We start from the raw sequence: 21,607 nt of genomic DNA, 5'->3' as shown, positions 1-21,607 counted from the left end.
GCCTGCGCCTCGACATCCAGATCCTCGTGCGCACCGTCCTGGCCGAAATCACGCGCCGAACCAACGCGTTCTGAGCGGGTCCTCACGCCCGGCCCGAGCAACGCCCGACCTCCCGGCCGCGCGCCGACGCGACCGGCCGGCGACCGGACGTCTCCGAAGCCGGACTTCACCAAGCCGGCGCGATCACGATATGCTGGCCTGCAGCCGACTCACGACCCGCCTTCACGCAGAGCGCCCTCGATGCACGCCTCCCACGCCTTCGGCGCCAAGTTCGAGTCCCTCCGCGGGGCGATCCGGCGGAACGTTCAGGTCGTCCGTCTGGCCGCCGCCGTGGAGATGAGCAAGCCGCGCACGCGCGGCACCGGCTACGCGCTCCTCGCCGTGGGCGTCACGCTCGGGGTCCTGATCTCGTTCCTGCTCCAGTTTCTCGCCGTCCTGGTGATGATCGCGCTGGGCTTCGCGCTGGGCTACGCGGCCCGCTCCTACGTCTCCAAGCGTCGCAGGGACCGCTTCATCCAGGAGCGCCTGATGCGCTGATCCGCACGCGCGGAACGCTCGTCGGAAAAGGAGGAGGGCGGAGCGGAACGGGCAGGTTGCCCGTCTCGGCGCCCCTCAGGAGGTCGACCTCGAAGGCGCGAAGCAGGGTCGATCCACCGACGATCAGGTGGCCCTGCTGCGCGCCCGAACGCACTGCCAACCCGCAATGCCTGGAGGGCGACGCCGCCCGCCGCGGCGGGACCGATGATCCCGGGGCCGGATGCGGGCGCGACGGCTGACCATTCGCCCGCCGAAAGTCGAGGCCCCGCTCCGCGTTCTCCCAATCGACCGCGAGTGAGGCCAGCCGCCGGCGGATCGATCCCGGCCTTCCCGTCTTAGCGCGCCCTGCCCGTCCTAGAGAGGGCGGGAGGCGCGCATGCGGACCAGTTCCATCGCCGCGAGGGCCATGGGGATGCCGATGAGGGCGAGGGCGAAGAAGAGAGACATGCGGGACCGTCCGATGCGTCGGTTCGAGGCAGGCTGCTCGGGTCCGGGTGAGGAGCCCGAAGCGAGATACTCCCCGTAGGATCAGCATCAACGCCGGACCGGGGGAGAGGGTTTCGCACGCACGCCCCGGCCTCGGCGCGGAGGGCCGACGGGCATGCCGCCGAGATCGGGTGCGCGTACATCCGGCGTCACCCGATCCGGCAGCATGGCCGTCGCCGGTCAGGCGCCGCGAGGCCGCCACCGGCTTGATCGGACCCTGACGCATCATGGTTAAGAATCGATGACCGTGCGGGAGGACCGGACCCATGTCCGGCCACGCGCCAAACGCCGCAGAGCCTGACCGCCGGTCGGTGCCGCACGCCATATGGTGGGCATGTCCGATCGGTCCGCCGAAACGCGCACCCTCCTGATGACCCTCGCCCGGAACCTGCGCGCCGCCCGGCTGCGCCTCGGCCTGCCCCTCGAGGACCTCGCCTACCTCGCGGAGGTCGAGATCTCGACGATTCAGGCGGTGGAGCGCGGCGAGGGCGACGCCGTCGACCTCGCGGCCCTCGGCCGGCTGGCCTGGGCGCTCGGCGTCACGCCCGACGACCTGATCGCACCGCCGGACGGATAGGCCGGGCCATCAGGCGCGATAGAGCAGCGGCGGGTCACTTCAAGAATGTCGCCTGCGATCAAGCTTTGCTATTCGCCCCCGACGAGGACGGGACGAGGACGAATGGCGGCAGAGATCGACAGGCGGGTGAGCGGCAATCAGGCGAGCGGCTCGCGGGCGATGCGCCTGCGCCGGCTCTGGCGGAGCCAGGACGCCACGCTGCGGTCCAGCGGGCTCGCCCTCGGCCGGCCGATTCTGGCCACGATCCGGCAGGCTATGGCGGGGCCGGAGGCGTCCGAGGTCCCGGCGCGCGGGCTCACGGCCCGCGAACTCATCAACATGGCCCGCGCAGCGCGGCGCGACGGTGCGGACCCGACCGGCGCCGATCCCTGACGCAGCCCCGTCCGGCGGCTGGAACACCGCCACGCCGCTCCCGTTGACCTCGCAACGGGGAGTGATGCCGATGGTCGATGTCTCGCAGATCAAGGAACATGCCGACGTCGTCGGTTCGGACGGTGCGCATGTCGGCACAGTCGATCACGTCGACAAGGGCGAGATCAAGCTGACGAAGAAGGACCCGGACGCGGGCGGCCTCCACCACTTCATCCCGGTGGATTTCGTCCAGTCCGTCGAGGGCGACACCGTGCGGCTCGACCGGTCGGCCGAGGAGGTCAAGCGGGAATGGTCGACCTCCTGATCGCCCTACGCCCCTTCGCCGAGTCCGCAGGCGACCGGGCCCGCGCATCCGCCCCGCCGACCCGAAGGAGAAGAATGCATGGCTGACGTCATCACGGGCGATTTCGGCACGAGCCGGGAGGCCCTGGCGGGCCTGGAGCGCGTCTTCGGAGATGCCGCCGGCCTGCGCGTCGGCCTGCGCCGCATCGAGGCGCCGCACGGCGACGAGCTTCAGGTCACGGTCGGTGCGCAGGCCCTGTCGGTTCCGCGGCCCGTGGCCGTCGTGCTGGCCAACGCCGCGGGCGAGGACGAGGCGGATCGTATCGGCAAGGCCGTCCTCGAAGCGCTTCGGTTGTCCGAGGGGCTGCGACCGGGCCGGTACTGAACAGGGTTCGCCGATCAGGCTCCGTTTTTCTTCTTGCCAGCCGCAGCGAGAACCGCTTTCATCTTCGCGCTGCCCGTGCTGGTCCTCGGGTGATTTGCAACAACCTTCGGCGCCCGCGGCCCACCGGCCTGCGGGCGTTCTTGTCTCCGGATAGCGCATCGCCGGCGGGCAAACCGGTCGCCCGGAACGTCCGGGGCCGGACCCCGACCTTCCGACGACGACGCTCCCTCAGTCCACCGCCGTGCCATGCAGCTCCGCGCTGGTGAAGCGCTGCTGCTCGGCCATCACCAGCCCGGCGAGCTCCCGCTTCAGGACGTTGAACTCGCCCGAAGCGGTGTCGCGCGGGCGCGGGATCTCCACCGTGATGTCGCGCTTGATGCGCCCCGGCCGGTAGGTCATCACCAGGATGCGGTCGGCGAGATAGATCGCCTCCTCGATGGAGTGGGTGACGAAGATCACCGTCTTGCGGTACTCGGCCCAGATCCGGAGGAGCTCGTCCTGCAGGGTGCGCCGGGTCAGGGCGTCGAGGGCTCCGAAGGGCTCGTCCATCAGCATCACCGGCGGGTCGAGGGCCAGGATGCGGGCGATGGCCACGCGCTGGCGCATGCCGCCGGAGAGGTCCTTCGGATAGCGCTTGCGGAAATCCGACAGGCCCAGGGTCGCCACGATGCGGTCCACCGTCACGGTGGCGTCGGCGCGGGGCACGCCCCGGATGTCGAGGCCGAAGCGGACGTTGTCCTCCACGTTCATCCAGGGGAACAGGGCGTATTCCTGGAAGACCATACCCCGGTCCGGCCCCGGCTCGGTGACGGGGCGCCCACCCATGGTGATCCGCCCTTCGCTCAGCGGCGTGAAGCCCGCGATGGCGTTGAGCAGGGTGGACTTGCCGCAGCCGGACGGCCCGAGCAGGCAGAGGAACTGCCCCTCCGGCACCGTCGCGGAGATGTCGTCCAGCGCCGGCACGGCGCCGGCCCCCGTCCCGAAGACCTTGCTGGCCTGGGCGATCTCGATCTGCGCCGACATGGTGAGGCGTCCCGGTTCAGCGTTCAAGGCCGCGATGCCAGCGCAGGAGGTGGTCGTTGAGGCGCGACATCGCCCCGTCGATGATGAGGCCGAGGATGCCGATGGTGAGCATGCCGCCGATGATCTTGTCGGACCACATGTATTCGCGGGCCTCCAGGATGCGGTAGCCGAGCCCGTCCGAGACCGCGATCATCTCGGCCACGATCACCACGATGAAGGCGGTGCCGATGCCGATCCGCATGCCGGCGAGCACGAAGGGGCTCGCCGCCGGCAGGATCACCCGGCGGAACATGGTCCAGGAATTGGCCCCGAGGTTGCGGGCCGCCCGGATGTAGATCGAATCCACCTGCCGCACCCCCGCGATGGTGTTGACCAGGACCGGGAAGAAGGTGCCCAGCGCGATCAGAAACAGGGCCGGCGGGTTGCCGAGGCCGAACCAGACGATGGCGAGCGGGATGTAGGCGATGGGCGGGATCGGCCGCAGGATCTGGAGCAGGGGGTTGAACAGCGCGTAGAGCCGGTCGCTGGTGCCGAGGAGGAGGCCCACCGGCACCGCGAGGCCGGCGCCGACGCAGAAGCCCATGATCACGCGGGTGAGGCTCGCCACGGCGTCGTGCGGCATCTCTCCGGAGAACATCCAGTGCCAGTAGCTCTCGGTGGCCGGATCGTAGGGCAGGCCGGGCAGGAGCCCGGAATACCACTTCATCGCCACCGCGCTCGGCGGCGGCAGCACGATGGGGGAGAACACCCCCACCCGGCTGAGGATCTCCCACAGCACGAGCAGGACCAGGGGGACGATGGCGCCGCGAAGCCGGTTCATGCTGGCGCTCAGTTCGTCTTGAGTTCGGCCTTGGCCTTTTCGAGCAGGTCGGTCTTCACCCATTCGGCGTCGGATTTCGGCGGGTTGACCATCTTACCCAGCCCGTACTTCATCATGTAGTCGGTCGTGGTCTGCATGTGGCCGGCCGGCACGTCGTAGGTGTACTTGGCGTTGGCCATGCCGTCGCGAAAATCCTGGCTCGAGAGCTGGCCCTTGAACACGGTCTCGCGGACGTACTTCTCGGCCAGCGCCGGGTCGTCGATGAAGGCCTTGGTGGCGGCCACGAACAGCTTAAGCACCTTGGCGGCGACCTCGGGACGCTCGTTGTACATCTTCTCGGTCATCACCAGGGGGCGCACCGGCACCCCGATGGGGGTGTCGTATGGCTTGACCACCTCGGTGGCGTAGCCGGCGCTGATGGCCTGGGTCGATTGCGGCTCGCTCTGGCAGATCACGTCGACGTATTTCTGCGACAGGGCCTGGTTCAGGTCGGCGTAATTGTTGAAGTAGATCAGCTGCACGTCCTTGCCGGCCCGCTCGGACCAGGTCATCCCGTGCTTGTCGAGTTCGGCCAGCAACATCAGGTCCTGGGTGCCACCGCGGACCGTGGCGACCTTGAGGCCCTTCACGTCCTTCAGGGTCTTGACGCTGTCGAGGTCGGGCCGGCGCAGGATGCGCACGCCGCCATTGGCGAAGCCCGCCACCACGTAGAGCTTCACGCCGTTGCCGCGCGCGGCCACCGCGCCGTCGGCGCCGGAGGCGGAGATGTCGATCTGGTCCACCGCCATGGCGGGGTAGATGTCGGCGCCCTTGGCGAAGACCTTCTCGTCGATCTTCAGGCCGAATTTCGGGGCGATCTCCTTCATGTAGGAGATGGCGCCGTAATGGGCGAATTTCAGGTTGCCGAGGCGCACCACGTCCTCGGCCCGGGCGCTGCCGAGGGCTCCCAGGGTCGCGAGAACGAGCAGGGCGGCGCGCGTGGTCGCGTGGCGCTTGAACATCGGTGTCCTCCGGTCGCGGGTCGTGTCGCCCACTTCGTCCGACGGGAAAACGGTCGGTACGCGGTTGAATAAGCGTATTCTGGATTCGAAAGTAAACCCGCCGGGGAGAGAGTTTTGACAGCCATTGAAACGGATGAAATTCAGCGGGTCACCGTGCTGGGCTGCGGCACCCTGGGCGCCAGCTGGGCGGCCCTGTTCCTCGCCCACGGGCTCGACGTGGCGGCCTGCGATCCGGCACCCGGGTTCGAGGCGGGCGCCGCCCGCGCGATCGAGGCGGCGCGGGCGCAGCTGGCCGAGCTCGGCCTGAGCGGGCAGGGGTCCCTCCGCTTCCACGACCGCCTGGAGGACGCACTCGCCGGCACCGGCTTCGTGCAGGAGAACGCGCCGGAGAACGAGGCGGTCAAGCGCGCGCTGCTGGCCGAGGTCGATCGCCTGCTGCCTCCCGCGATCCTCGTCGCGTCGAGCACCTCGGCGATGCTGCGCAGCGCCCTGGTGGCGGATTGCGCCCGGCCCGGGCGGATCCTGGTGGCGCACCCGTTCCACCCGCCCCACCTCGTGCCCCTGGTGGAGATCGTGGCCGGCGAGGCGGCGGTGGCGGCGCGGGCGGCCGCCTTCTACGCCCGGCTCGGGCGCCGGCCGGTGGTGCTCACCCGCGAGATGCCGGGCCACATCGCCAACCGCCTCGCCTCGGCCCTCTACCGGGAGGCCGTCAGCCTCGTGGCCGAAGGGGTGGCGAGCGTCGCCGACATCGACGCCGCCCTGTGCAACGGCCCCGGCCTGCGCTGGGCCGCGATGGGCCCGCACATGACCTATCATCTCGGCGGCGGGGAGGGCGGCATCCGGCACTATCTCGATCATCTCGGCCCCAGCCAGGTCCGGCGCTGGGCCAGCCTCGGGACTCCGGAGCTGACCGAGGCCGTGAAGGACCGGATCGTGGCCGGGATCGAGGCGGAGGCCGCCGGCCGCTCGCTCGCGGTCCTGGCGGAGCGCCGCGACCGCGCCCTCATCGAGATCCTCAAGGCCCGCACGGAGGTGGCCGGGCAGGACCCCTGAGCCGGCGCCAGCGCACGACGAGCGATCCCCGATCCACCCCCATCCCCGAAGGCAGACAGAGCGTGAGCGCATCCCGGCCCGACCGATCGCCCGGCCTCAGCCCCCTGGTGGTCCTCACCAATCCCATCCACCCGGACGCCGTCGCCCTGCTCTCGGGCGCGGCCCGGGTGGTCACCGCCGCGGACACCCGGCCCGAGACCCTGCGGGCCCTGGCGGCCGAGGCGGCGGGCCTGATCGTGCGGGCGCAGCTGCCCGACGACATCCTCGACCATGCGCCGCACCTGCGCGGTATCGTCCGCCACGGCGTCGGGCTCGACTTCGTGCCCCTGGAGGCGGCGACCGCCCGCGGCATCCCGGTGGCCAACCTGCCGGGCAGCAACACCCGGGCGGTGGCCGAGTACGTCTTCGCGGCCCTGCTCCACCTGCGCCGGCGGCTCGGCCCCCTGGACCGGACCCTGCGCGAGAGCGGCTGGCTCCCGGCGAAATACCTGGCGAGCGACCTCGGCGAGATCGGCGGGACGACGATCGGCATCCTCGGCACCGGCGAGATCGGCCGCCGCGTCGCCGCCATCGCCCGGCACGGCTTCGGCATGCGGGTGCTCGGCCATTCCCGCAGCGGCGGCACCGCCGGCGGCCTGATCGAGCCGGTGGACCGCGAGACCCTGTTTTCCGGAAGCGACGCCGTCGTCGTCGCCTGCCCGCTGACGCCCGAGACCCGCGGCCTCGTCGATGCCGGGCTGATCGGCCGGATGCGGCCCGACGCCGTGCTGATCAACGTGGCGCGCGGCCCCATCGTGCGGGACGAGGCCCTCGCGGCGGCCCTGCGGGCCGGAGCGATCGGGGGTGCGGCCCTCGACGTGTTCGCGACCCAGCCGCTGACCGCGGACCATCCCTACTTCGCCTGCCCGAACCTGCTCCTGACCCCGCACGTCGCCGGCACCAGTGCCGAGAGCCTGCGGGTGATGGGCCTCGGGGCCGCCGAGGCGATGCTGTGCATCCTGCGCGGCGCCGAGCCGCCGAACCTCGTCAATCCGGAAGCCCTTCGGCGGACGGACTGATCACGGCCGCTCGCTCGCGCAGCCGGGCCGCCGACGCTCTGTTCGCCCGGGCCGGCAGAACGTCGCCGGCCCCCGCTTATCGTCGCCTCCGCAAGGCTGTAGAACGGCCTTCCGCCGGAGGGAGGAACCGACCGCCCCCGGAACACGCCTCGACCGTCCGTCGGGAGCGATCGACGCAGAGGACATGGCCGATGGATCCCGGATTGCGCGCCAGCGCCACGGCCCTGGCGGCCGCGGGCTCCCGGGTCGATGGCGGGATGATCCCGAGCGTCTGACGCGCGCGAGGCCCCGGCGCGGCCGCGCGGGGGCGAACAGGCCTTTCGATGGAGGACACCATGGCTCTCACCAGCGCGATCAAGGGGGTGATCCCGATCGCCCCGACGCCGTTCCACCCCGACGGCCGGGTCGACGACACCTCCCTCGACCGGATGTCCGAGTTCTTCCTCGGCGCGGGCATCGACGGCCTCACCATCCTGGGCCAGCTCGGCGAGGCCCCGAAGCTCGACCATGCGGAGGCGGTCGCCATCGCCCGCCGGGTCATCGGGCGCGTGGACGTGCCGGTCCTCGTCGGCGTCTCGGCCCCGGGCTTCGCCGCCATGCGCTCGCTCGCCCGCGAGGTGATGGAGCTCGGCGCCGCCGGGGTCATGATCGGGCCGCCCAACACCCTGCGCACCGACGACCAGGTGGTGGCCTATTACCGCAACGCCGCCGAGGCGATCGGCCCCGACGTCCCCTTCGTGATCCAGGACTATCCGCTGACCTTCTCGGTGGTGATGACGCCCGCCGTCATCCGCCGGATCGTCACCGAGAACCCGTCCTGCGTCATGCTCAAGCACGAGGACTGGCCGGGCCTCGACAAGATCACCGCCCTGCGCGGCTTCGAGCAGGACGGCTCGATGCGCCACATCGCGATCCTCACCGGCAATGGCGGCCTGTTCCTCGACTTCGAGATGGAGCGCGGCGCGGACGGGGCCAATACCGGCTACGCCTTCCCGGAGATGCTCGTCGACGTCGTGCGCCTGTCGCGGGCCGGGGAGCGCGATGCGGCCCACGACCTCTTCGACGCGCACCTGCCGTATCTGCGATACGAGCAGCAGCAGGGCCCCCTGGGCCTGGCGGTGCGCAAGTACGTCTTCCAGAAGCGCGGGATCTTCGCCTCGGACGCCCAGCGCAAGCCGGCCGCGAGCCTGTCGGCCCAGGGCCGGGCGGAGGTCGACTACCTGCTGTCGCGCATCGCCCGCGTCGATCCGCGCGCCCGCGTGGCTCCCTGACACCCGGAACGGGACGAGCATCATGAGCAAGGGTCTGCGCAAGGGCCTCACCAGCTACGGCGACGCGGGCTTCTCCCTGTTCCTGCGCAAGGCCTTCATCAAGGCCGCGGGCTACTCGGACGACGCCCTCGACCGGCCCATCGTGGGCATCACCAACACGGCCAGCGACTACAATCCCTGCCACGGCAACGCCCCGGCCCTGATCGAGGCGGCCAAGCGCGGGGTGATGCTGGCCGGCGGCCTGCCCATGGTGTTCCCGACGATCTCGATCCACGAGAGCTTCGCCCACCCGACCTCGATGTTCCTGCGCAACCTCATGGCGATGGACACCGAGGAGATGCTGCGGGCCCAGCCGATGGACGCCGTCATCGTCATCGGCGGCTGCGACAAGACCCTGCCGGCGCAGATCATGGCGGCGGCGAGCGTCGACCTGCCCACCGTGGTCATCCCCGTCGGCCCCATGGTGGTGGGCCACCACAAGGGCGAGGTGCTCGGCGCCTGCACGGATTGCCGCCGCCTCTGGAGCGCGCACCGGGCCGGCGCGATCGATGAGGCCGAGATCGAGGCCGTCAACAGCCGGCTCGCCCCGTCCGTCGGCACCTGCATGGTGATGGGCACGGCGAGCACCATGGCCTGCGTGACGGAAGCGCTGGGCCTCGCCCTGCCCCTGAGCGCCACCGTGCCGGCGCCGCATGCCGAGCGCATCCGCATCGCGGAACTCAGCGGGCGCCGCGCCGCCGAGATGGCGCTGTCGGGCGGGCCCCGGCCCAGCGAACTCCTGACGCCCGCCGCTTTTCGCAACGCGCAGGTGGTGCTCCAGGCGATCGGCGGCTCCACCAACGGCCTGATCCACCTCACCGCCATCGCCAACCGGACGCCGCACGGCATCGACCTCGACGCCTTCGATGCCCTCGGGCGCGCGGTGCCGGTGCTCGTCGACCTGAAGCCCTCGGGCCTGCACTACATGGAGCACTTCCACCATGCCGGCGGCATGCCGGTGCTCCTCCGGAACCTGGGATCGCTGATCGACCTCGAGGCCGGCACGGTCGCGGGCGGGACCCTGCGCGACGTGGTGGCGGCGGCCGAGGCGGTACCGGGCCAGACGGTGATCCGCGCCGCCGGTGATCCGATCAAGCCCGTGGGCGCCATGGCGGTCCTGCGCGGCAATCTCGCCCCGCGGGGCGCCCTGATCAAGCACAGCGCCGCGAGTCCGGAACTGCTCCAGCATACCGGCCGGGCGGTGGTGTTCAGCTCCATCGCCGACATGACCACCCGGATCGACGACCCCAACCTCGACGTCGGGCCGGACGACGTCCTCGTCCTCCAGAACGGCGGCCCGAAGGGCGCGCCCGGCATGCCGGAGGCGGGCTACCTGCCGATCCCGAAGAAGATCCTGGCGCGCGGCATCAAGGACATGGTGCGCATCTCCGACGCCCGCATGAGCGGGACGGCCTTCGGCACCATCGTTCTCCACATCACGCCGGAATCGGCCGTCGGCGGCCCCCTCGGCCTCGTCCGCACCGGCGACCGCATCCGCCTCGACACCGCCGGCCGGCGCATCGACGTGCTCGTGGACGACGCGGAGCTCGAAGCCCGCCGCGCCGCCCTCGGCCCGGCCCGGAGACCGGACTGGGCGCGGCGCGGCTACGCGCACCTGTTCCACGAGACGGTGCTGCAGGCGGACGAGGGCTGCGACTTCGACTTCCTGCGCGCCGAGCCGGCGCGTGGGACGGAGCGGTAGGACCTAGGGACCCCTCGCGAGGGAATCCGAACGGATCCCCCCGCGAGCGCGAAAAATCCGCTAGATCCTGGGCCTTCCCGACTCCGCGAAGAGGTCCGCCATGTCCGAAGCGATGCCCGAAGCGATGCCCGAAGCCTTCGATCCTCAACCCGCCGCGGACATCCTGCTGGCCGCCTATGGCGAGGGGCGGCAGTTCGCGGAACTGCCCGAGGCCGTGCGTCCGCGGACGATGGCCGAGGGCTACGACGTCCAGGACCGGCTGGTGGCGGCGCTGGGCGCCGAAACCGCCGGCTGGAAGCTCGCCATCGGCAGCCACAGGGGCAAGCGCGGCTCGGGGGTCGGCCGCTCCATCGCCGGGCGGGTGCTGCGGAACCGACTCCACGGCGACGGGGCCGAACTCCGGATGCCGCATGCCGGGGCGGTGACGATCGAGTTCGAGATCGCCTACGTGATCGCCCGCGACATCGCCCCCGACGCCCCCGCGGTCCCGGCCGCCGAGGTCGTCGGCGAGACCCGGGCGGCATTCGAACTCGTTCTGTCCCGCTACTTCGATCGGCGTGCCGTCGGCTGGCCGAGCTTCGCGGCCGACAATTCCGCCTTCCAGTCCCTCGTGCTCGGCCCCGTCTTCGCGGCCGGAGACCTCGCCGAGGTGGGGCGCAGCCTCGTGGTCGAGGTCGACGGCGTGGAGCGGGTCCGTGCCGTGACGGGGGAGGACGAGACCGATCCGCTGGCCGCCCTCACGGACCTGATGGCCGTGGCGCGCGAGCGCGGCCTGACGATCCCCGCCGGCAGCATCGTCTCCACCGGCACGCTCTCGGTGCCCTTCGACCTGACGGGACCGGGCCGGGTCACGGCCCGGTTCCTAGGCCAGAGCCTCGGGTTCACGCTCCTCCCGGTTTGAGCGGGCCGCCCGAGGGGCGCTCCGCTTCCGCCGCCCGCCGCGCCTCGCATTCCGCCCGGATCTCGGCGCTCGATGCCCCGAGGGCGGGCGGCATGCGGCGCACGGGCAGGCGCTCTCCGTCGAGGCGGTAGGGCGGGGCGAGGACGTGGGCGGCGGGCGAGGCGTCGCCGCCCTGGGGCAGGACGAGGTCGCCGGCGCGGGCCCGGTCGGAGGTCAGGGCCTCGTGCAGGCCCAGCACCTCTCCGCAGGGGATGCCAGCCGCATCGAGCCGGGCGATGAGGTCGGCTCGGGTCCAGCGGACGAGTTCGGCCTCGATCGCCGGCAGGAACTGCGCCCGGTTGCGCGAGCGCTCCAGGTTCGTGGAGAAGCGCGGATCGCTGGCGAGGTCCGGGCGCGCCAGCACCTCGTCGCAGAGGCGGCGGTACTGGCCGTTGTTGCCCACCGCCAGCACGATGGGCCCGTCCCCGGCCTGGAACACGCCGTAGGGCGCGATCGACGGATGGGCGTTGCCGGCGCGGACGGGGTCGTGCCCGCGCACCATCGCCTCCAGGCCGCAATAGGCCGTGAGCGCCAGGCCGCAATCGAACAGCGCGAGCTCGATGTGGCGGCCGCGCCCGGTGCGCTCGCGCTCGAACAGGGCGGCGAGCACCCCCTGCGCCGCGTATTGCCCGGTGAAGAGGTCGACCGCCGCGAGGCCGAACTTGAGGGGCGGCCGCTCGGCCTCGCCGTTGAGCGCCATCAGGCCGGCCTCGCCCTGGACCACGATATCGTAGCCCGGGCGGGTCGCCTCCGGGCCGTCCGAGGCGTAGCCGGAGATCGAGCAGAAGATCAGGCGCGGATTCTCGGCGCTGAGGGCCGCGTAGCCCAGGCCGAGGCGATCCGCGCCCCCGGTCTTGAAGTTCTGCACCACCACGTCGCAGGTGCGGGCGAGATCGCGTGCCACGGCGAGGCCCTCCGGGGAGGCGAGGTCGAGGGTGATCGAGCGCTTGTTGCGGTTGGCGGCGTCGAAGTACGAGGTGTTGGTCGCCCCCGTGCGTAGGCCCCAGTCGCGGGTGTCGTCGCCGCGCTCGGGGTGCTCGACCTTGATCACCTCGGCGCCGAGGTCGCCGAGGCACATGGCGCTCCAGGGTCCGGCGAGCACGCGCGAGAGGTCGAGCACGCGGATGCCGTCGAGCGGCAGTGGCCGCGGGAGGGTACGGGGGCCGTCCTCGCGCGCCGTCGTCTCGGCCATTGTGGGGTCTCCCTCTCGTGTAGGCGGCACCTGGTCCGGCATCCGCGACGCTGCTTCGAGCCGCGCCTGTCTATCAGGATTCCGGCCCGCCCCGAGCCGGCACCGGAGTCCGGGTCGCACAGGTGGCCTCCGCGGCGCGGCCTGCTAGGATCCGGGGAACACGAAGAAGCCCCGAGGAACCGCCCATGAACGCCCCGACGCGCCCGCCCGGCTCCGCCGCGCCCACCGCCCCCGCCTCGGCGAGCTTCGCCTGGGACGACCCCTTCCTCCTCGACGACCAGCTCACCGAGGACGAGCGCGCCATCCACGAGGCCGCCCGGGCCTTCGCGCAGGAGGAACTCCTGCCGGGCATCGTCGAGGCCTACGCGCACGAGACCAGCAATCCGGACCTGTTCCGGAAGATGGGCGAGCGCGGGCTCCTCGGGGTCACCCTGCCCGAGGCATACGGCGGTGCCGATGCGACCTACGTCGCCTACGGCCTCGTGGCCCGCGCCGTCGAGGCGGTGGATTCCGGCTACCGCTCGATGATGAGCGTGCAATCCTCCCTGGTGATGTACCCGATCCACGCCTACGGCTCGGAGGCGCAGCGCCGGAAGTTCCTGCCCAAGCTCGCCTCGGGCGCGTGGATCGGCTGCTTCGGCCTGACTGAGCCCGATGCCGGTTCCGACCCGGCCGGGATGAAGACGAAGGCGGTGAGGACCGAGGGGGGCTATCGCCTGTCGGGGGCCAAGATGTGGATCTCGAACGCGCCCTTCGCCGACGTCTTCGTAGTCTGGGCCAAGTCCGAGGCGCACGAGGGCGCGATCCGGGGCTTCGTCCTGGAGAAGGGCATGAAGGGGCTCTCGGCCCCGACCCTGAAGGGCAAGCTCTCCCTGCGCGCCTCCACCACGGGAGAGATCGTGATGGAGGACGTCGAGGTGGGCGAGGACGCGCTCCTGCCCAACGTCTCCGGCCTGAAGGGACCGTTCGGCTGCCTCAACCGGGCGCGCTACGGCATCGCCTGGGGTGCCATGGGCGCGGCGGAGGATTGCTGGCACCGGGCCCGGTCCTACACCCTGGAGCGCAAGCAGTTCGGCCGGCCGCTGGCCCAGACCCAACTCGTGCAGAAGAAGCTCGCCGACATGCAGACCGAGATCGCCCTGGGGCTCCAGGCGGCGCTCCGGGTCGGCCGCCTGTTCGACGAAGGCCGGATGGCGCCCGAGATGATCTCGCTGATCAAGCGCAACAATTGCGGCAAGGCCCTCGACATCGCCCGCGTCGCCCGCGACATGCACGGCGGCAACGGCATCATGGGCGAGTACCACGTGATGCGCCACGCCCAGAACCTCGAGACGGTGAACACATACGAGGGCACGCACGACGTCCATGCGCTGATCCTCGGCCGGGCGCAGACGGGGCTGCAGGCGTTCTTCTGACGGAGAGCGGGAGCGGGCGGACACGCCCGCCGTCCCCGGCCCTCGGTCCACACGGCGAAGGCCCCGCCTCCCTGGCCTTCTCCGGAGAGGACTGGCATCGTTTTCCGAGGGGAGGACACCGCGCCGTGGCTCAGAGGGACGTGATGCCGTCGCCATCCCGGCGCCTCGGTCGCCCGCCCCGCGGGACCGAGGGCGACGTGCTGCTGCGCGTCCTCGCCGCCGCCAAGGCCGTGTTCCTCACCGAGGGCTTCGAGGCGGCGAGCATCGACGCGATCGCGGGCTCCGCCGGCCTCTCGAAGAAGACGATCTACACGCGCTTCGCCTCCAAGGTGGATCTCTTCGAGGCGGTGTGCGTGCGCTTCATCGAGGAGAATGTACCCTCCATCGAGAAGGTGGCGGCGGAGGCCGGCTCCGTGGAGGAGCGGCTGCACCGCATCGCCCTGGCGATCCTCGAGACCGTGGTGACGCCGGATTGCATCGCGTTCCGGCGGGTCATGGTGGCCGAGGCCGGCCGCTTCCCGGAATTCGCCCGGGCCCTCCACGATTTCGGACTCGCGCGGGTGGTGCCCCTGGTGGAGGGCTGCCTGGAGGACGGCGTGCGCTCGGGCGCCCTCGCGGTGGACGATGTCCGGCACGCGGCCGATGCCTTCCTGGGCCTGACCATCCGGGGCTTCGTCGACCGGACGGAGCTCGGCCTCGAGCGGCCGGGCATGACCCACGTCAAGCGTGAGACGCTGAAGCGGTCGCTCGATTTCTTCCTGCGGGCATGCCGGCCCTGATCCCGCCTCAGGCGGGGCGGGAAGGCGGGCGCCGGAGGCCGGCCGCCAGGGGCAGGGCGACGGCACAGAGCGCCGCCATGCTCCAGAACGCGTCCGCCTCGAACCGTCCGTAGAGCCACCCGGAGAGTCCGGTCAGGACGGTGTTGGCGAGCCCGAGGCCGAGGGTCGCGTAAAGCGTCTGCGCGGTGGCGCCGTCGCGGGCGGGCACGAGGTCGGCGAGGAGCCGCATGTTGGCCAGGTGCAGCAATGCGAAGGTGAAGCCGTGCAGGGCCTGGCCGATCGCCAGCATCGGTACCGCCACCGTGGTCGCCATGATCGCCCAGCGCAGGATTCCGGCGCCGGCGGCCAGCATCGCCGCCCCGGCGGTGCCGAGGCGCTCCAGCAGCCAGGCGCCGCCCAGGACGAACACAGCGACCTCCGACAGCACCGCCAGCGACCAGAGCAGGCTGACGGTGCCGGGGCCGAGACCCGCCGCACGCCAGCGGATCACCGCGAAGGCCTCGTGCAGGGCATGGCTGCCGATCACGAGGGCCGCCACGAGGAGCACCCGCCGGAAGAGCGGCGCGGCCAGGAGCGCGCGCAGGGCGTGGCGAGGCGAGTCCTGCGGAGCCGGCACGTCCGGTTCGGCGGCCCGCGGGGCTGCGGGCACCCGGTGTGCCGCGAAGGCGGTGAGCAGGAACAGCAGGCCGCTCGAGACGAGGACGCTGGACAGGCCAGCCCAGGCGACCGCCTGGCCGGATGCCAGGGTCGCCAGGATGAAGGCGGCGGAGCCCGCACCCCGGACCCAGCCATACGCGAAGGTCCGCTCCCGCTCCACCGCCGCGAGGGTGAGGGCATCGGCCAGGGGCGCGAGTCCCGCGAGGGCGATGGCCTGGGCGAGGCCGAGGACGAGCAGCGCGGGGAAGCCGTGCCCGAGGAGCGTGGCGAAGGCCAGGAGCCCGGCGGCGGCCGCGCCGGCGGCCACCACGGTCCGCGTGGCGTCGAGGCGATCCGCGATCCGCCCCGCCACCGGCCCGGCCACGAGGCGCATCAGCGTGCCGGCGGCGAGCACGATCCCGATCTCGGAGGCGTCGAGCCCGCGCTCGCCGAGGAAGCTCGGCAGGAACGGCGAGACCATCCCGTAGGCGGCATAGAGGCTGCCCTGCAGGAACACGAAGGCCGGGAAGGAGCCGAGCCCGGATCGGGCAGGGAGACCGCGCATCCGTCCAGGCTCCCTCTCTCCGCTCCGGTCCTCGGACGCCGGGTCCGGTCCTTCAGGGGGCTTTTGCAGGCGGGAAGGCGGTGCCGGGACAATTGGCGGCCAGCCCCGTCTCGCCGACGCGGTCGGGCGCGCAGGCGGGAATGGCCGGGCGCCCGCCGTTCTCGATGCGTGCCTCCTGCAGGCGGTCGTACTTCCACAGGCCGAGGCCGATCACCACCAGGATGGCGAGGAGGGCGGCGCCCGCAAGCGGCAGCCAGCGCGGCATCAGCGGGCGCTCGCGCCGGCTTCCGGCACCGGCTGTGTGTGGGCCGTGTCGCCGTGCTTGACGAAGGTGAACAGGATCAGCCCCGCCAGGAGAGCGACGGCGGCGATGAAGACGGGGAACAGGCGACGCATCGGAAGGGAACCACGCTGGCAGGACGGATCGCCGGGACCGCGCCGGCGGATGCGGGTAACGCGCGGGACGGGCGCGTGGTCGCAGGGCGGAGCCTCACAAATTCGGCGGCGCGCCCCGAAGGCTCCGTCAGGACGGGGTCGTGACCCGCTGCCCGGCCTCGCCGTAGCCGAGACGGGCGCCCTCGCGGTTGACGATCCCGAAGCGCAGGGTCGCCTCCTCGAGATAGTCGATCGCCGCGAGGAGGGCGCGCCGGGCCGGCTCCACGGCCTCCGGTTCGTCCTCGGGCGGCGTCTCGGCGAAGTTGACGGCGGCGATGAGCACCCGGTCGCGCTCGTCCTCGATCCGGCGGTCGCGCTCGACGCGGCCCCGGATTTCGGCATCGAAGGCCGCCACCACCGCGAAGGGGAAGTCGTCGCGGCGGAATCCCCGCGGATAGGCCAGGGTCAGGCGGCGGGCGAGGTCGGCCGCGCGGCGGACCTGGTCTGCGAGCTTGGCGTCCATGGGGGTCTCCGGCGCCGACGGGGCCGCCGGCGCGGGGGCAACGCACCGCATCCGGTCGCCGGTTCCGGCCCTGCACCAAAGGCGCTCCGCCGCGTTATCGCTCCATGACCAATCGAGCCTCGACCGATCCAACCCCGACCGATCCAAGCCCTCGCCTCGGCTTCTGCTGCAAGTTCATCCTCGAAGCGCCGCCCGAGCCCTTCAAGACCCTGAAGGCCGCCCGCGAGGCGACCCTGCAGATGAACCTCACCCACGCCACCATGGCGCACCTGAAGACCCTGGCGCCCGCCGCGCGCCGGGCGAAGCTCGAGGGCCTCGTGCGCCACAACCTCGGCGCCCTGGAGCGTCAGGTGACCTGGGTCGCCGCACGCCCGCCGATCGAGCGCCTGCTGCGGATCGCCAGCAACGTCCTGCCAGGCTACACCCATGCGGTGGCGCAGGACGCCTACGCCGAGCCCGAGATGCGCCGCCTCGTCGCGGACGGCCTCGCCCGGATCGGCGCGATCGCCCGGGCCGGTGCGGTGCGCCTCAGCTTCCATCCCGGCCCGTTCTGCGTCATCGCCTCGCAGAACCCGGCCGCCCAGCGCAACGGCATCGAGGAGTTGGAGCACCACGCCGAGCTCATGGAGATGCTCGGTTACGGAAGAGGCTGGCACCCGCACGGGGCGCACATCAACATCCATGTCGGCGCCCGCGATCCCGGCCTCGAAGGGTTCCGCGCCAGCCTGCCCAGGCTCTCCCAGACCGCCCGCGACCTCCTCACCGTGGAGAACGACGAGAATTTCTTCGGATTGGACACGGTGCTGGGTCTGGCCGACGTCGTGCCGGTGGTGCTCGACCTGCACCACCACTGGGTCGAGAGCCGGGGCGAATACATCGCGCCGGACGATCCCCGCGTCGCCCGGGTGCGCGAATCCTGGCGCGGCGTCCGCCCGGTCGCCCATATCAGCGTCTCGCGGGAGGGCCTGCTGGAGGGCCACGACCCCGACGCCCTGCCGGACTTCGCCGCCCTGTCCGAGGCCGGCCACAACTGGCGGGACCTGGCCGCCCATTCCGACATGATGTGGAACCGGGCCGTCAACGCCCTGGTGGCCCGCCACATGGCCTGGGCGGATTTCGAGATCGAGGCCAAATCCAAGAACATCGCCTCGGCCGGCATCGCCGCCGAGATCGCCACTGCGCTCCCAACAGCGCAGATCGAGGTCGCGGCCTGAAGCGGTGCGCGGCGGCGCAGGATTTCGAGCGCGCCGCTCAGTGGTCGTGGTCGTGCCCGTCGGGCTCCGGCAGGGTCAGGCCGAAATGGCTGACGAGGTCCTGCACCTGGCCCGGGCTGAGGTGGCGCGGATTGAGGTTGCGCAGGAGGAGATAGAGCTTGGCCGTCTCCTCCAGTTCCTCGGTGGCGAAGACCGCGTTCTCCAGGGTGGAGCCGGCCACCACCGGGCCGTGATTGGCCAGCAGCACCGAGGCGTAGCGGCCGGCAAGGCCCCGGATCGCGTCCGCCACCGCCGGGTCGCCCGGCCGGTAATAGGGCACCAGGGCCGTGGCCCCGGCCCGCATGAGGTAATAGGGCGTGAGCGGCGGCAGCACCGCCTTCGGGTCGATCTCGGGCAGCATCGACACCGCCACCGCGTGGGTCGAGTGCAGGTGGACGATGGCGCGGGCCTCCGTGCGGCTGTCGTAGAGGGCCGCGTGGAGCGGGATCTCCTTGGTGGGCGCGTGGCCCGAGACCAGGGTGCCGGTCGCGTCGAGGCGCGAGATCGTGGCCGGGTCGAGGAAGCCGAGCGAGGCGTTGGTCGGCGTCACCAGCCAGCCGCCGTCGTCGAGGCGCAGGGAGATGTTGCCCGACGAGCCCGGCGTCAGGCCGCGCTCGAACAGCGAGCGGCCGAACCGGCAGATCTGTTCGCGAAGCGTCGTCTCGCTCATGGCGGTCCTTCAGGTCACCGGAGGAAGGGGCGGTCTCAGGCGGTGGCGCCCGCGATCAGTTCGTAGCCGAGGTCGACGGTCTCGGCCGGACCGTCGGCGGCGAGGCGCTCGGCGGCGGCGGTCCCGATCTCCAGGCGCGGCGTGCGGATGGTGGTCAGCGGCTGCGGCATCGCGGCGGCGATGTCGAGGGCGTTGAAGCCGAACAGGGCGAGGCGCCCCGGCACCGCGATCCCCTCCGCGAGGCAGTGGAAGTAGCCGCCGAGCGCCATGTCGTCGTTGGAGAAGTAGATGGCGTCGAGGTCGGGCCGGCGGACGAGCAGGCGCTCCAGGGCCGCGCGCCCGGCCGCCGCCGAGGAGGGACCCGGCGCGATCTCGGTCTCCGCCAGCGGGTGCCCGGTGAGGGCCAGCGTCTCGCGGAAACCGGCGAGGCGCTTGGCCGCGCGCAGGTCCCGCGCGATGTCGTGGCCGACATAGCCGATCCGCCGGTAGCCCCGCGCGAGCAGGTGCCGGGCGCTGTCGCAGCCCACCGCGCGGTTCGAGAAGCCCACCACGATGTCGAGGCCGGCTCCATCGGTATCGATCATCTCGACGATCCGGATGCCGCTCGCCCGAAGGCGCGCGACGGCGCCCGCCGTGTGCTCCAGGCCGGTGACGATGAGGCCGGCGGGACGCCAGGAGAGGAGGGCGCCGATCAGGGCCTCCTCGCGCTCGGGGTCGTAGTCCGAAACCCCGATCACGCTCTGGAAGCCGTCCCGGTCGAGGGCCGCGTTGGCGCCGCGCAGGAGGTCCGGAAACACGATGTTGGTCAGCGACGGGATGATGATGCCCACGAGCTTGGCGCCCGCCGTCGTGCCCGAGCCCGCCAGCATGCCGGCCAGCCGGTTCGGCACGTAGCCGAGGCGGGCCACCGCCTCCGCCACCCGGTCCTGCGTCCGCTTCGAGAACGAGCCCTGGTTGCGCAGGACCCGCGAGACCGTGCTCTCGCCGACGCCGGCCTCGCGGGCGACGTCGGAGAGGGTCACGAGGCGGCGTTCGGGTTCGGGCGGCGGCTCACGGACGTTCATCGGCGGATTCGTCCTGTATTTCCGGGCTCGTCGAAGACTGGAGCGGAAAAGCCCATAGCAAGGTTAGGCGACGACAACAATCAGATTGGCAGCGCTGCCAATGTCTGTTAGGCAAGATGCAAGCGCTGCCAAAGAGAGCAGCACCGCGATAAGATGATGCAACGCCAGAACGGCGACGCGCAAAGCGCGCCGGCAGGAGGAAACATGAGCGTGCAGGCCGCCAGCGCGCGGGGCATCGATGCGCCCGCAGAGGACTTCGTCGAACAGACCTACCGCAAAGTGTTCTGGCGGCTCGTGCCGTTCCTGATGCTCTGCTACGTGGTCGCCTATCTCGACCGCGTGAACGTGGGCTTCGCCAAGCTCCAGATGTCCCAGGAGCTGGGCTTCAGCGAGACCGTCTACGGCCTCGGCGCCGGCCTGTTCTTCATCGGATACTTCCTGTTCGAGGTGCCCTCGAACGTCATCCTGCACCGGGTCGGCGCCCGGGTCTGGATCGCCCGCATCATGATCACCTGGGGCATCATCTCCGCCGGGTTCATGTTCGTGAACTCGGCCACCTCGTTCTACATCATGCGCTTCCTGCTGGGCCTGGCCGAGGCGGGCTTCTACCCGGGCGTGATCCTCTACACGACCACCTGGTTCCCGGCCCATCGCCGTGCCCGCGTGATCGCGGTGTTCATGTCGGCGATTCCCGTCTCGGGCATCTTCGGCAACCCGCTCTCCGGCTGGATCATGGACGCCTTCAACGGCGCCCACGGCCTCTCCGGCTGGCAGTGGATGTTCGTGATCGAGGCCGTGCCGGCGGTGCTGGTGGGTCTGGCCGTGTTCTTCTACCTCGACAACCGCCCCTCCGAGGCCAAGTGGCTGAATCCGGCGGAGCAGCAGGTCATCGAGCGCGACATCGCCGCCGACGGCGCCGGCAAGGAGCAGAGCCCGCATTCCATCGCCACCGTGTTCCGCAACGGCCGGATCTGGTTCATGAGCCTGATCTACTTCGCCTTCGTCACGGGCCAGTACGGCCTGACCTTCTGGATGCCGACCATCGTCAAGGCGTCCGGCATCCAGGGCAACCTCAACATCGGCCTCGTCAGCGCGATCCCGTTCCTGTTCGCGGTCTTCGTGATGATCCTGCTCGGCCGCAGCGCCGACCGGATGCGCGAGCGCCGCTGGCACCTCATCGTCCCGGCTCTATGCGGCGCGGTGGGCTTCGTGGTCGCCGCCAGCACGGGCAGCACCGTCGTGGCCATCGCGGCGCTGGCCGTGGCCGCCGGCGGCGTGCTCACCTGCGCGCCCCTGTTCTGGTCCCTGCCCACCGCCTTCCTCAGCGGCGCCGGCGCCGCGGCCGGCATCGCGCTGATCAACTCGGTGGGCAACCTCGCGGGCTTCGCCAGCCCCTACGTCATCGGGGCCCTGCGCGACTCCACCGGCAGCACCGCCGCCGGCATGTACGCGCTGGCGGTGATGCTGGTGATCGGCTCGGTCTGCGTGTTCGTCACCCCGAAGGACGTGGTCAACCGCTGAAACGGCTGCGCTGACGGCCGGCGACTCCGGAATCCCGCACCGGCATTCCGGAGCGCCGCAGGCGAGCC

General features: G+C 71.5%; 24 protein-coding genes. 14 read left to right on the top strand and 10 right to left on the bottom strand.

Annotated features, from left to right (window positions below; genetic code table 11):
- The first annotated feature begins 240 nt into the window (after positions 1-240).
- The 5 genes from AC0IWM_RS22415 (at position 241) to AC0IWM_RS22395 (ending at position 2,639) form a co-directional block, all read left to right on the top strand.
- The gene (locus AC0IWM_RS22415; RefSeq protein WP_471758692.1) at positions 241-537 is read left to right on the top strand and encodes a hypothetical protein; all 297 of its coding nucleotides are present in this window, start codon (positions 241-243) and stop codon (positions 535-537) included.
- An 820-nt stretch (positions 538-1,357) separates the two neighbouring features.
- The gene (locus AC0IWM_RS22410; protein ID WP_471758690.1) at positions 1,358-1,600 is read left to right on the top strand and encodes a helix-turn-helix domain-containing protein; all 243 of its coding nucleotides are present in this window, start codon (positions 1,358-1,360) and stop codon (positions 1,598-1,600) included.
- 102 nt (positions 1,601-1,702) lie between these two features.
- Positions 1,703-1,972 carry a hypothetical protein gene (locus AC0IWM_RS22405; protein ID WP_471758688.1) on the top strand — a complete coding sequence of 90 codons (270 nt, stop codon included), beginning with the start codon at positions 1,703-1,705 and terminating at the stop codon, positions 1,970-1,972.
- Between the two features lie 70 nt (positions 1,973-2,042).
- Entirely contained in the window at positions 2,043-2,276 is a 234-nt protein-coding gene (locus AC0IWM_RS22400) for a DUF2171 domain-containing protein (RefSeq protein WP_471758686.1), read from the top strand.
- A 78-nt stretch (positions 2,277-2,354) separates the two neighbouring features.
- Complete coding sequence (locus AC0IWM_RS22395) at positions 2,355-2,639, top strand: hypothetical protein (protein ID WP_471758684.1); 285 nt, start codon at positions 2,355-2,357, stop codon at positions 2,637-2,639.
- Positions 2,640-2,867: 228 nt separating this feature from the next.
- Here the strand turns inward: AC0IWM_RS22395 and AC0IWM_RS22390 are convergent, their stop codons facing one another.
- From AC0IWM_RS22390 to AC0IWM_RS22380, 3 genes are read right to left on the bottom strand one after another with little or no spacing between them, the layout of a single operon-like run.
- Positions 2,868-3,662, bottom strand: coding sequence for an ABC transporter ATP-binding protein (locus tag AC0IWM_RS22390; protein WP_471758682.1), 795 nt, complete (start codon positions 3,660-3,662; stop codon positions 2,868-2,870).
- A 16-nt stretch (positions 3,663-3,678) separates the two neighbouring features.
- Entirely contained in the window at positions 3,679-4,482 is an 804-nt protein-coding gene (locus tag AC0IWM_RS22385; protein WP_447678830.1) for an ABC transporter permease, read from the bottom strand.
- An 8-nt stretch (positions 4,483-4,490) separates the two neighbouring features.
- The gene (locus AC0IWM_RS22380; RefSeq protein WP_082511050.1) at positions 4,491-5,483 is read right to left on the bottom strand and encodes an ABC transporter substrate-binding protein; all 993 of its coding nucleotides are present in this window, start codon (positions 5,481-5,483) and stop codon (positions 4,491-4,493) included.
- A gap of 114 nt (positions 5,484-5,597) precedes the next feature.
- Here AC0IWM_RS22380 and AC0IWM_RS22375 point away from each other — a divergent pair, with 114 nt between their 5' ends.
- The 5 genes from AC0IWM_RS22375 (at position 5,598) to AC0IWM_RS22355 (ending at position 11,507) form a co-directional block, all read left to right on the top strand.
- Positions 5,598-6,536, top strand: a complete 939-nt coding sequence (locus AC0IWM_RS22375; protein WP_471758680.1) for a 3-hydroxyacyl-CoA dehydrogenase NAD-binding domain-containing protein — start codon at positions 5,598-5,600, stop codon at positions 6,534-6,536.
- 62 nt (positions 6,537-6,598) lie between these two features.
- Positions 6,599-7,594, top strand: coding sequence for an NAD(P)-dependent oxidoreductase (locus tag AC0IWM_RS22370; protein ID WP_471758678.1), 996 nt, complete (start codon positions 6,599-6,601; stop codon positions 7,592-7,594).
- A 335-nt stretch (positions 7,595-7,929) separates the two neighbouring features.
- On the top strand, positions 7,930-8,865 hold the full coding sequence (locus tag AC0IWM_RS22365; protein WP_471758676.1) for a dihydrodipicolinate synthase family protein: 936 nt from the start codon (positions 7,930-7,932) through the stop codon (positions 8,863-8,865).
- Between the two features lie 22 nt (positions 8,866-8,887).
- Positions 8,888-10,606, top strand: coding sequence for an IlvD/Edd family dehydratase (locus AC0IWM_RS22360; protein ID WP_471758674.1), 1,719 nt, complete (start codon positions 8,888-8,890; stop codon positions 10,604-10,606).
- Between the two features lie 100 nt (positions 10,607-10,706).
- Positions 10,707-11,507, top strand: a complete 801-nt coding sequence (locus AC0IWM_RS22355; protein WP_471758672.1) for a fumarylacetoacetate hydrolase family protein — start codon at positions 10,707-10,709, stop codon at positions 11,505-11,507.
- On the opposite strand, the gene AC0IWM_RS22350 is transcribed toward AC0IWM_RS22355, so the two are convergent.
- Positions 11,488-12,738 (bottom strand): CaiB/BaiF CoA transferase family protein, encoded by a 1,251-nt coding sequence (locus AC0IWM_RS22350; RefSeq protein ID WP_471758670.1) that lies wholly within the window; start codon positions 12,736-12,738, stop codon positions 11,488-11,490. The genes AC0IWM_RS22355 and AC0IWM_RS22350 overlap by 20 nt on opposite strands.
- A gap of 185 nt (positions 12,739-12,923) precedes the next feature.
- Between AC0IWM_RS22350 and AC0IWM_RS22345 the strand changes: the two genes are divergently transcribed.
- Positions 12,924-14,153 (top strand): acyl-CoA dehydrogenase, encoded by a 1,230-nt coding sequence (locus AC0IWM_RS22345; protein WP_471758668.1) that lies wholly within the window; start codon positions 12,924-12,926, stop codon positions 14,151-14,153.
- Between the two features lie 143 nt (positions 14,154-14,296).
- Complete coding sequence (locus AC0IWM_RS22340; RefSeq protein WP_471758666.1) at positions 14,297-14,932, top strand: TetR/AcrR family transcriptional regulator; 636 nt, start codon at positions 14,297-14,299, stop codon at positions 14,930-14,932.
- A gap of 7 nt (positions 14,933-14,939) precedes the next feature.
- Here AC0IWM_RS22340 and AC0IWM_RS22335 read toward each other — a convergent pair whose 3' ends face one another.
- From AC0IWM_RS22335 to AC0IWM_RS22320, 4 genes are all read right to left on the bottom strand, one after another.
- Entirely contained in the window at positions 14,940-16,133 is a 1,194-nt protein-coding gene (locus AC0IWM_RS22335) for an MFS transporter (RefSeq protein ID WP_471758664.1), read from the bottom strand.
- A 52-nt stretch (positions 16,134-16,185) separates the two neighbouring features.
- On the bottom strand, positions 16,186-16,398 hold the full coding sequence (locus AC0IWM_RS22330; RefSeq protein WP_108040341.1) for a hypothetical protein: 213 nt from the start codon (positions 16,396-16,398) through the stop codon (positions 16,186-16,188).
- The gene (locus AC0IWM_RS22325; protein WP_272481499.1) at positions 16,398-16,529 is read right to left on the bottom strand and encodes a hypothetical protein; all 132 of its coding nucleotides are present in this window, start codon (positions 16,527-16,529) and stop codon (positions 16,398-16,400) included. Before AC0IWM_RS22325 ends, AC0IWM_RS22330 begins: the two co-directional genes overlap by 1 nt.
- 127 nt (positions 16,530-16,656) lie before the next feature.
- The gene (locus AC0IWM_RS22320) at positions 16,657-17,031 is read right to left on the bottom strand and encodes a hypothetical protein (protein ID WP_471758662.1); all 375 of its coding nucleotides are present in this window, start codon (positions 17,029-17,031) and stop codon (positions 16,657-16,659) included.
- A gap of 104 nt (positions 17,032-17,135) precedes the next feature.
- On the opposite strand from AC0IWM_RS22320, the gene AC0IWM_RS22315 reads away from it, so the two are divergent.
- Positions 17,136-18,245, top strand: a complete 1,110-nt coding sequence (locus AC0IWM_RS22315; RefSeq protein WP_471758660.1) for an apurinic/apyrimidinic endonuclease family protein — start codon at positions 17,136-17,138, stop codon at positions 18,243-18,245.
- 37 nt (positions 18,246-18,282) lie between these two features.
- Here AC0IWM_RS22315 and otnC read toward each other — a convergent pair whose 3' ends face one another.
- Together otnC and AC0IWM_RS22305 are read right to left on the bottom strand one after the other, a co-directional pair.
- Complete coding sequence (gene otnC / locus AC0IWM_RS22310; protein ID WP_471758658.1) at positions 18,283-18,954, bottom strand: 3-oxo-tetronate 4-phosphate decarboxylase; 672 nt, start codon at positions 18,952-18,954, stop codon at positions 18,283-18,285.
- A gap of 35 nt (positions 18,955-18,989) precedes the next feature.
- On the bottom strand, positions 18,990-20,018 hold the full coding sequence (locus AC0IWM_RS22305; protein WP_471758656.1) for a LacI family DNA-binding transcriptional regulator: 1,029 nt from the start codon (positions 20,016-20,018) through the stop codon (positions 18,990-18,992).
- Positions 20,019-20,222: 204 nt separating this feature from the next.
- Between AC0IWM_RS22305 and AC0IWM_RS22300 the strand changes: the two genes are divergently transcribed.
- Complete coding sequence (locus AC0IWM_RS22300; protein WP_471758654.1) at positions 20,223-21,539, top strand: MFS transporter; 1,317 nt, start codon at positions 20,223-20,225, stop codon at positions 21,537-21,539.
- The last annotated feature ends 68 nt before the right edge of the window (positions 21,540-21,607 follow it).

The organism is Methylobacterium sp. AC433 (assembly GCF_979253015.1).
This window is presented reverse-complemented; position numbering and strand designations above follow the sequence as displayed.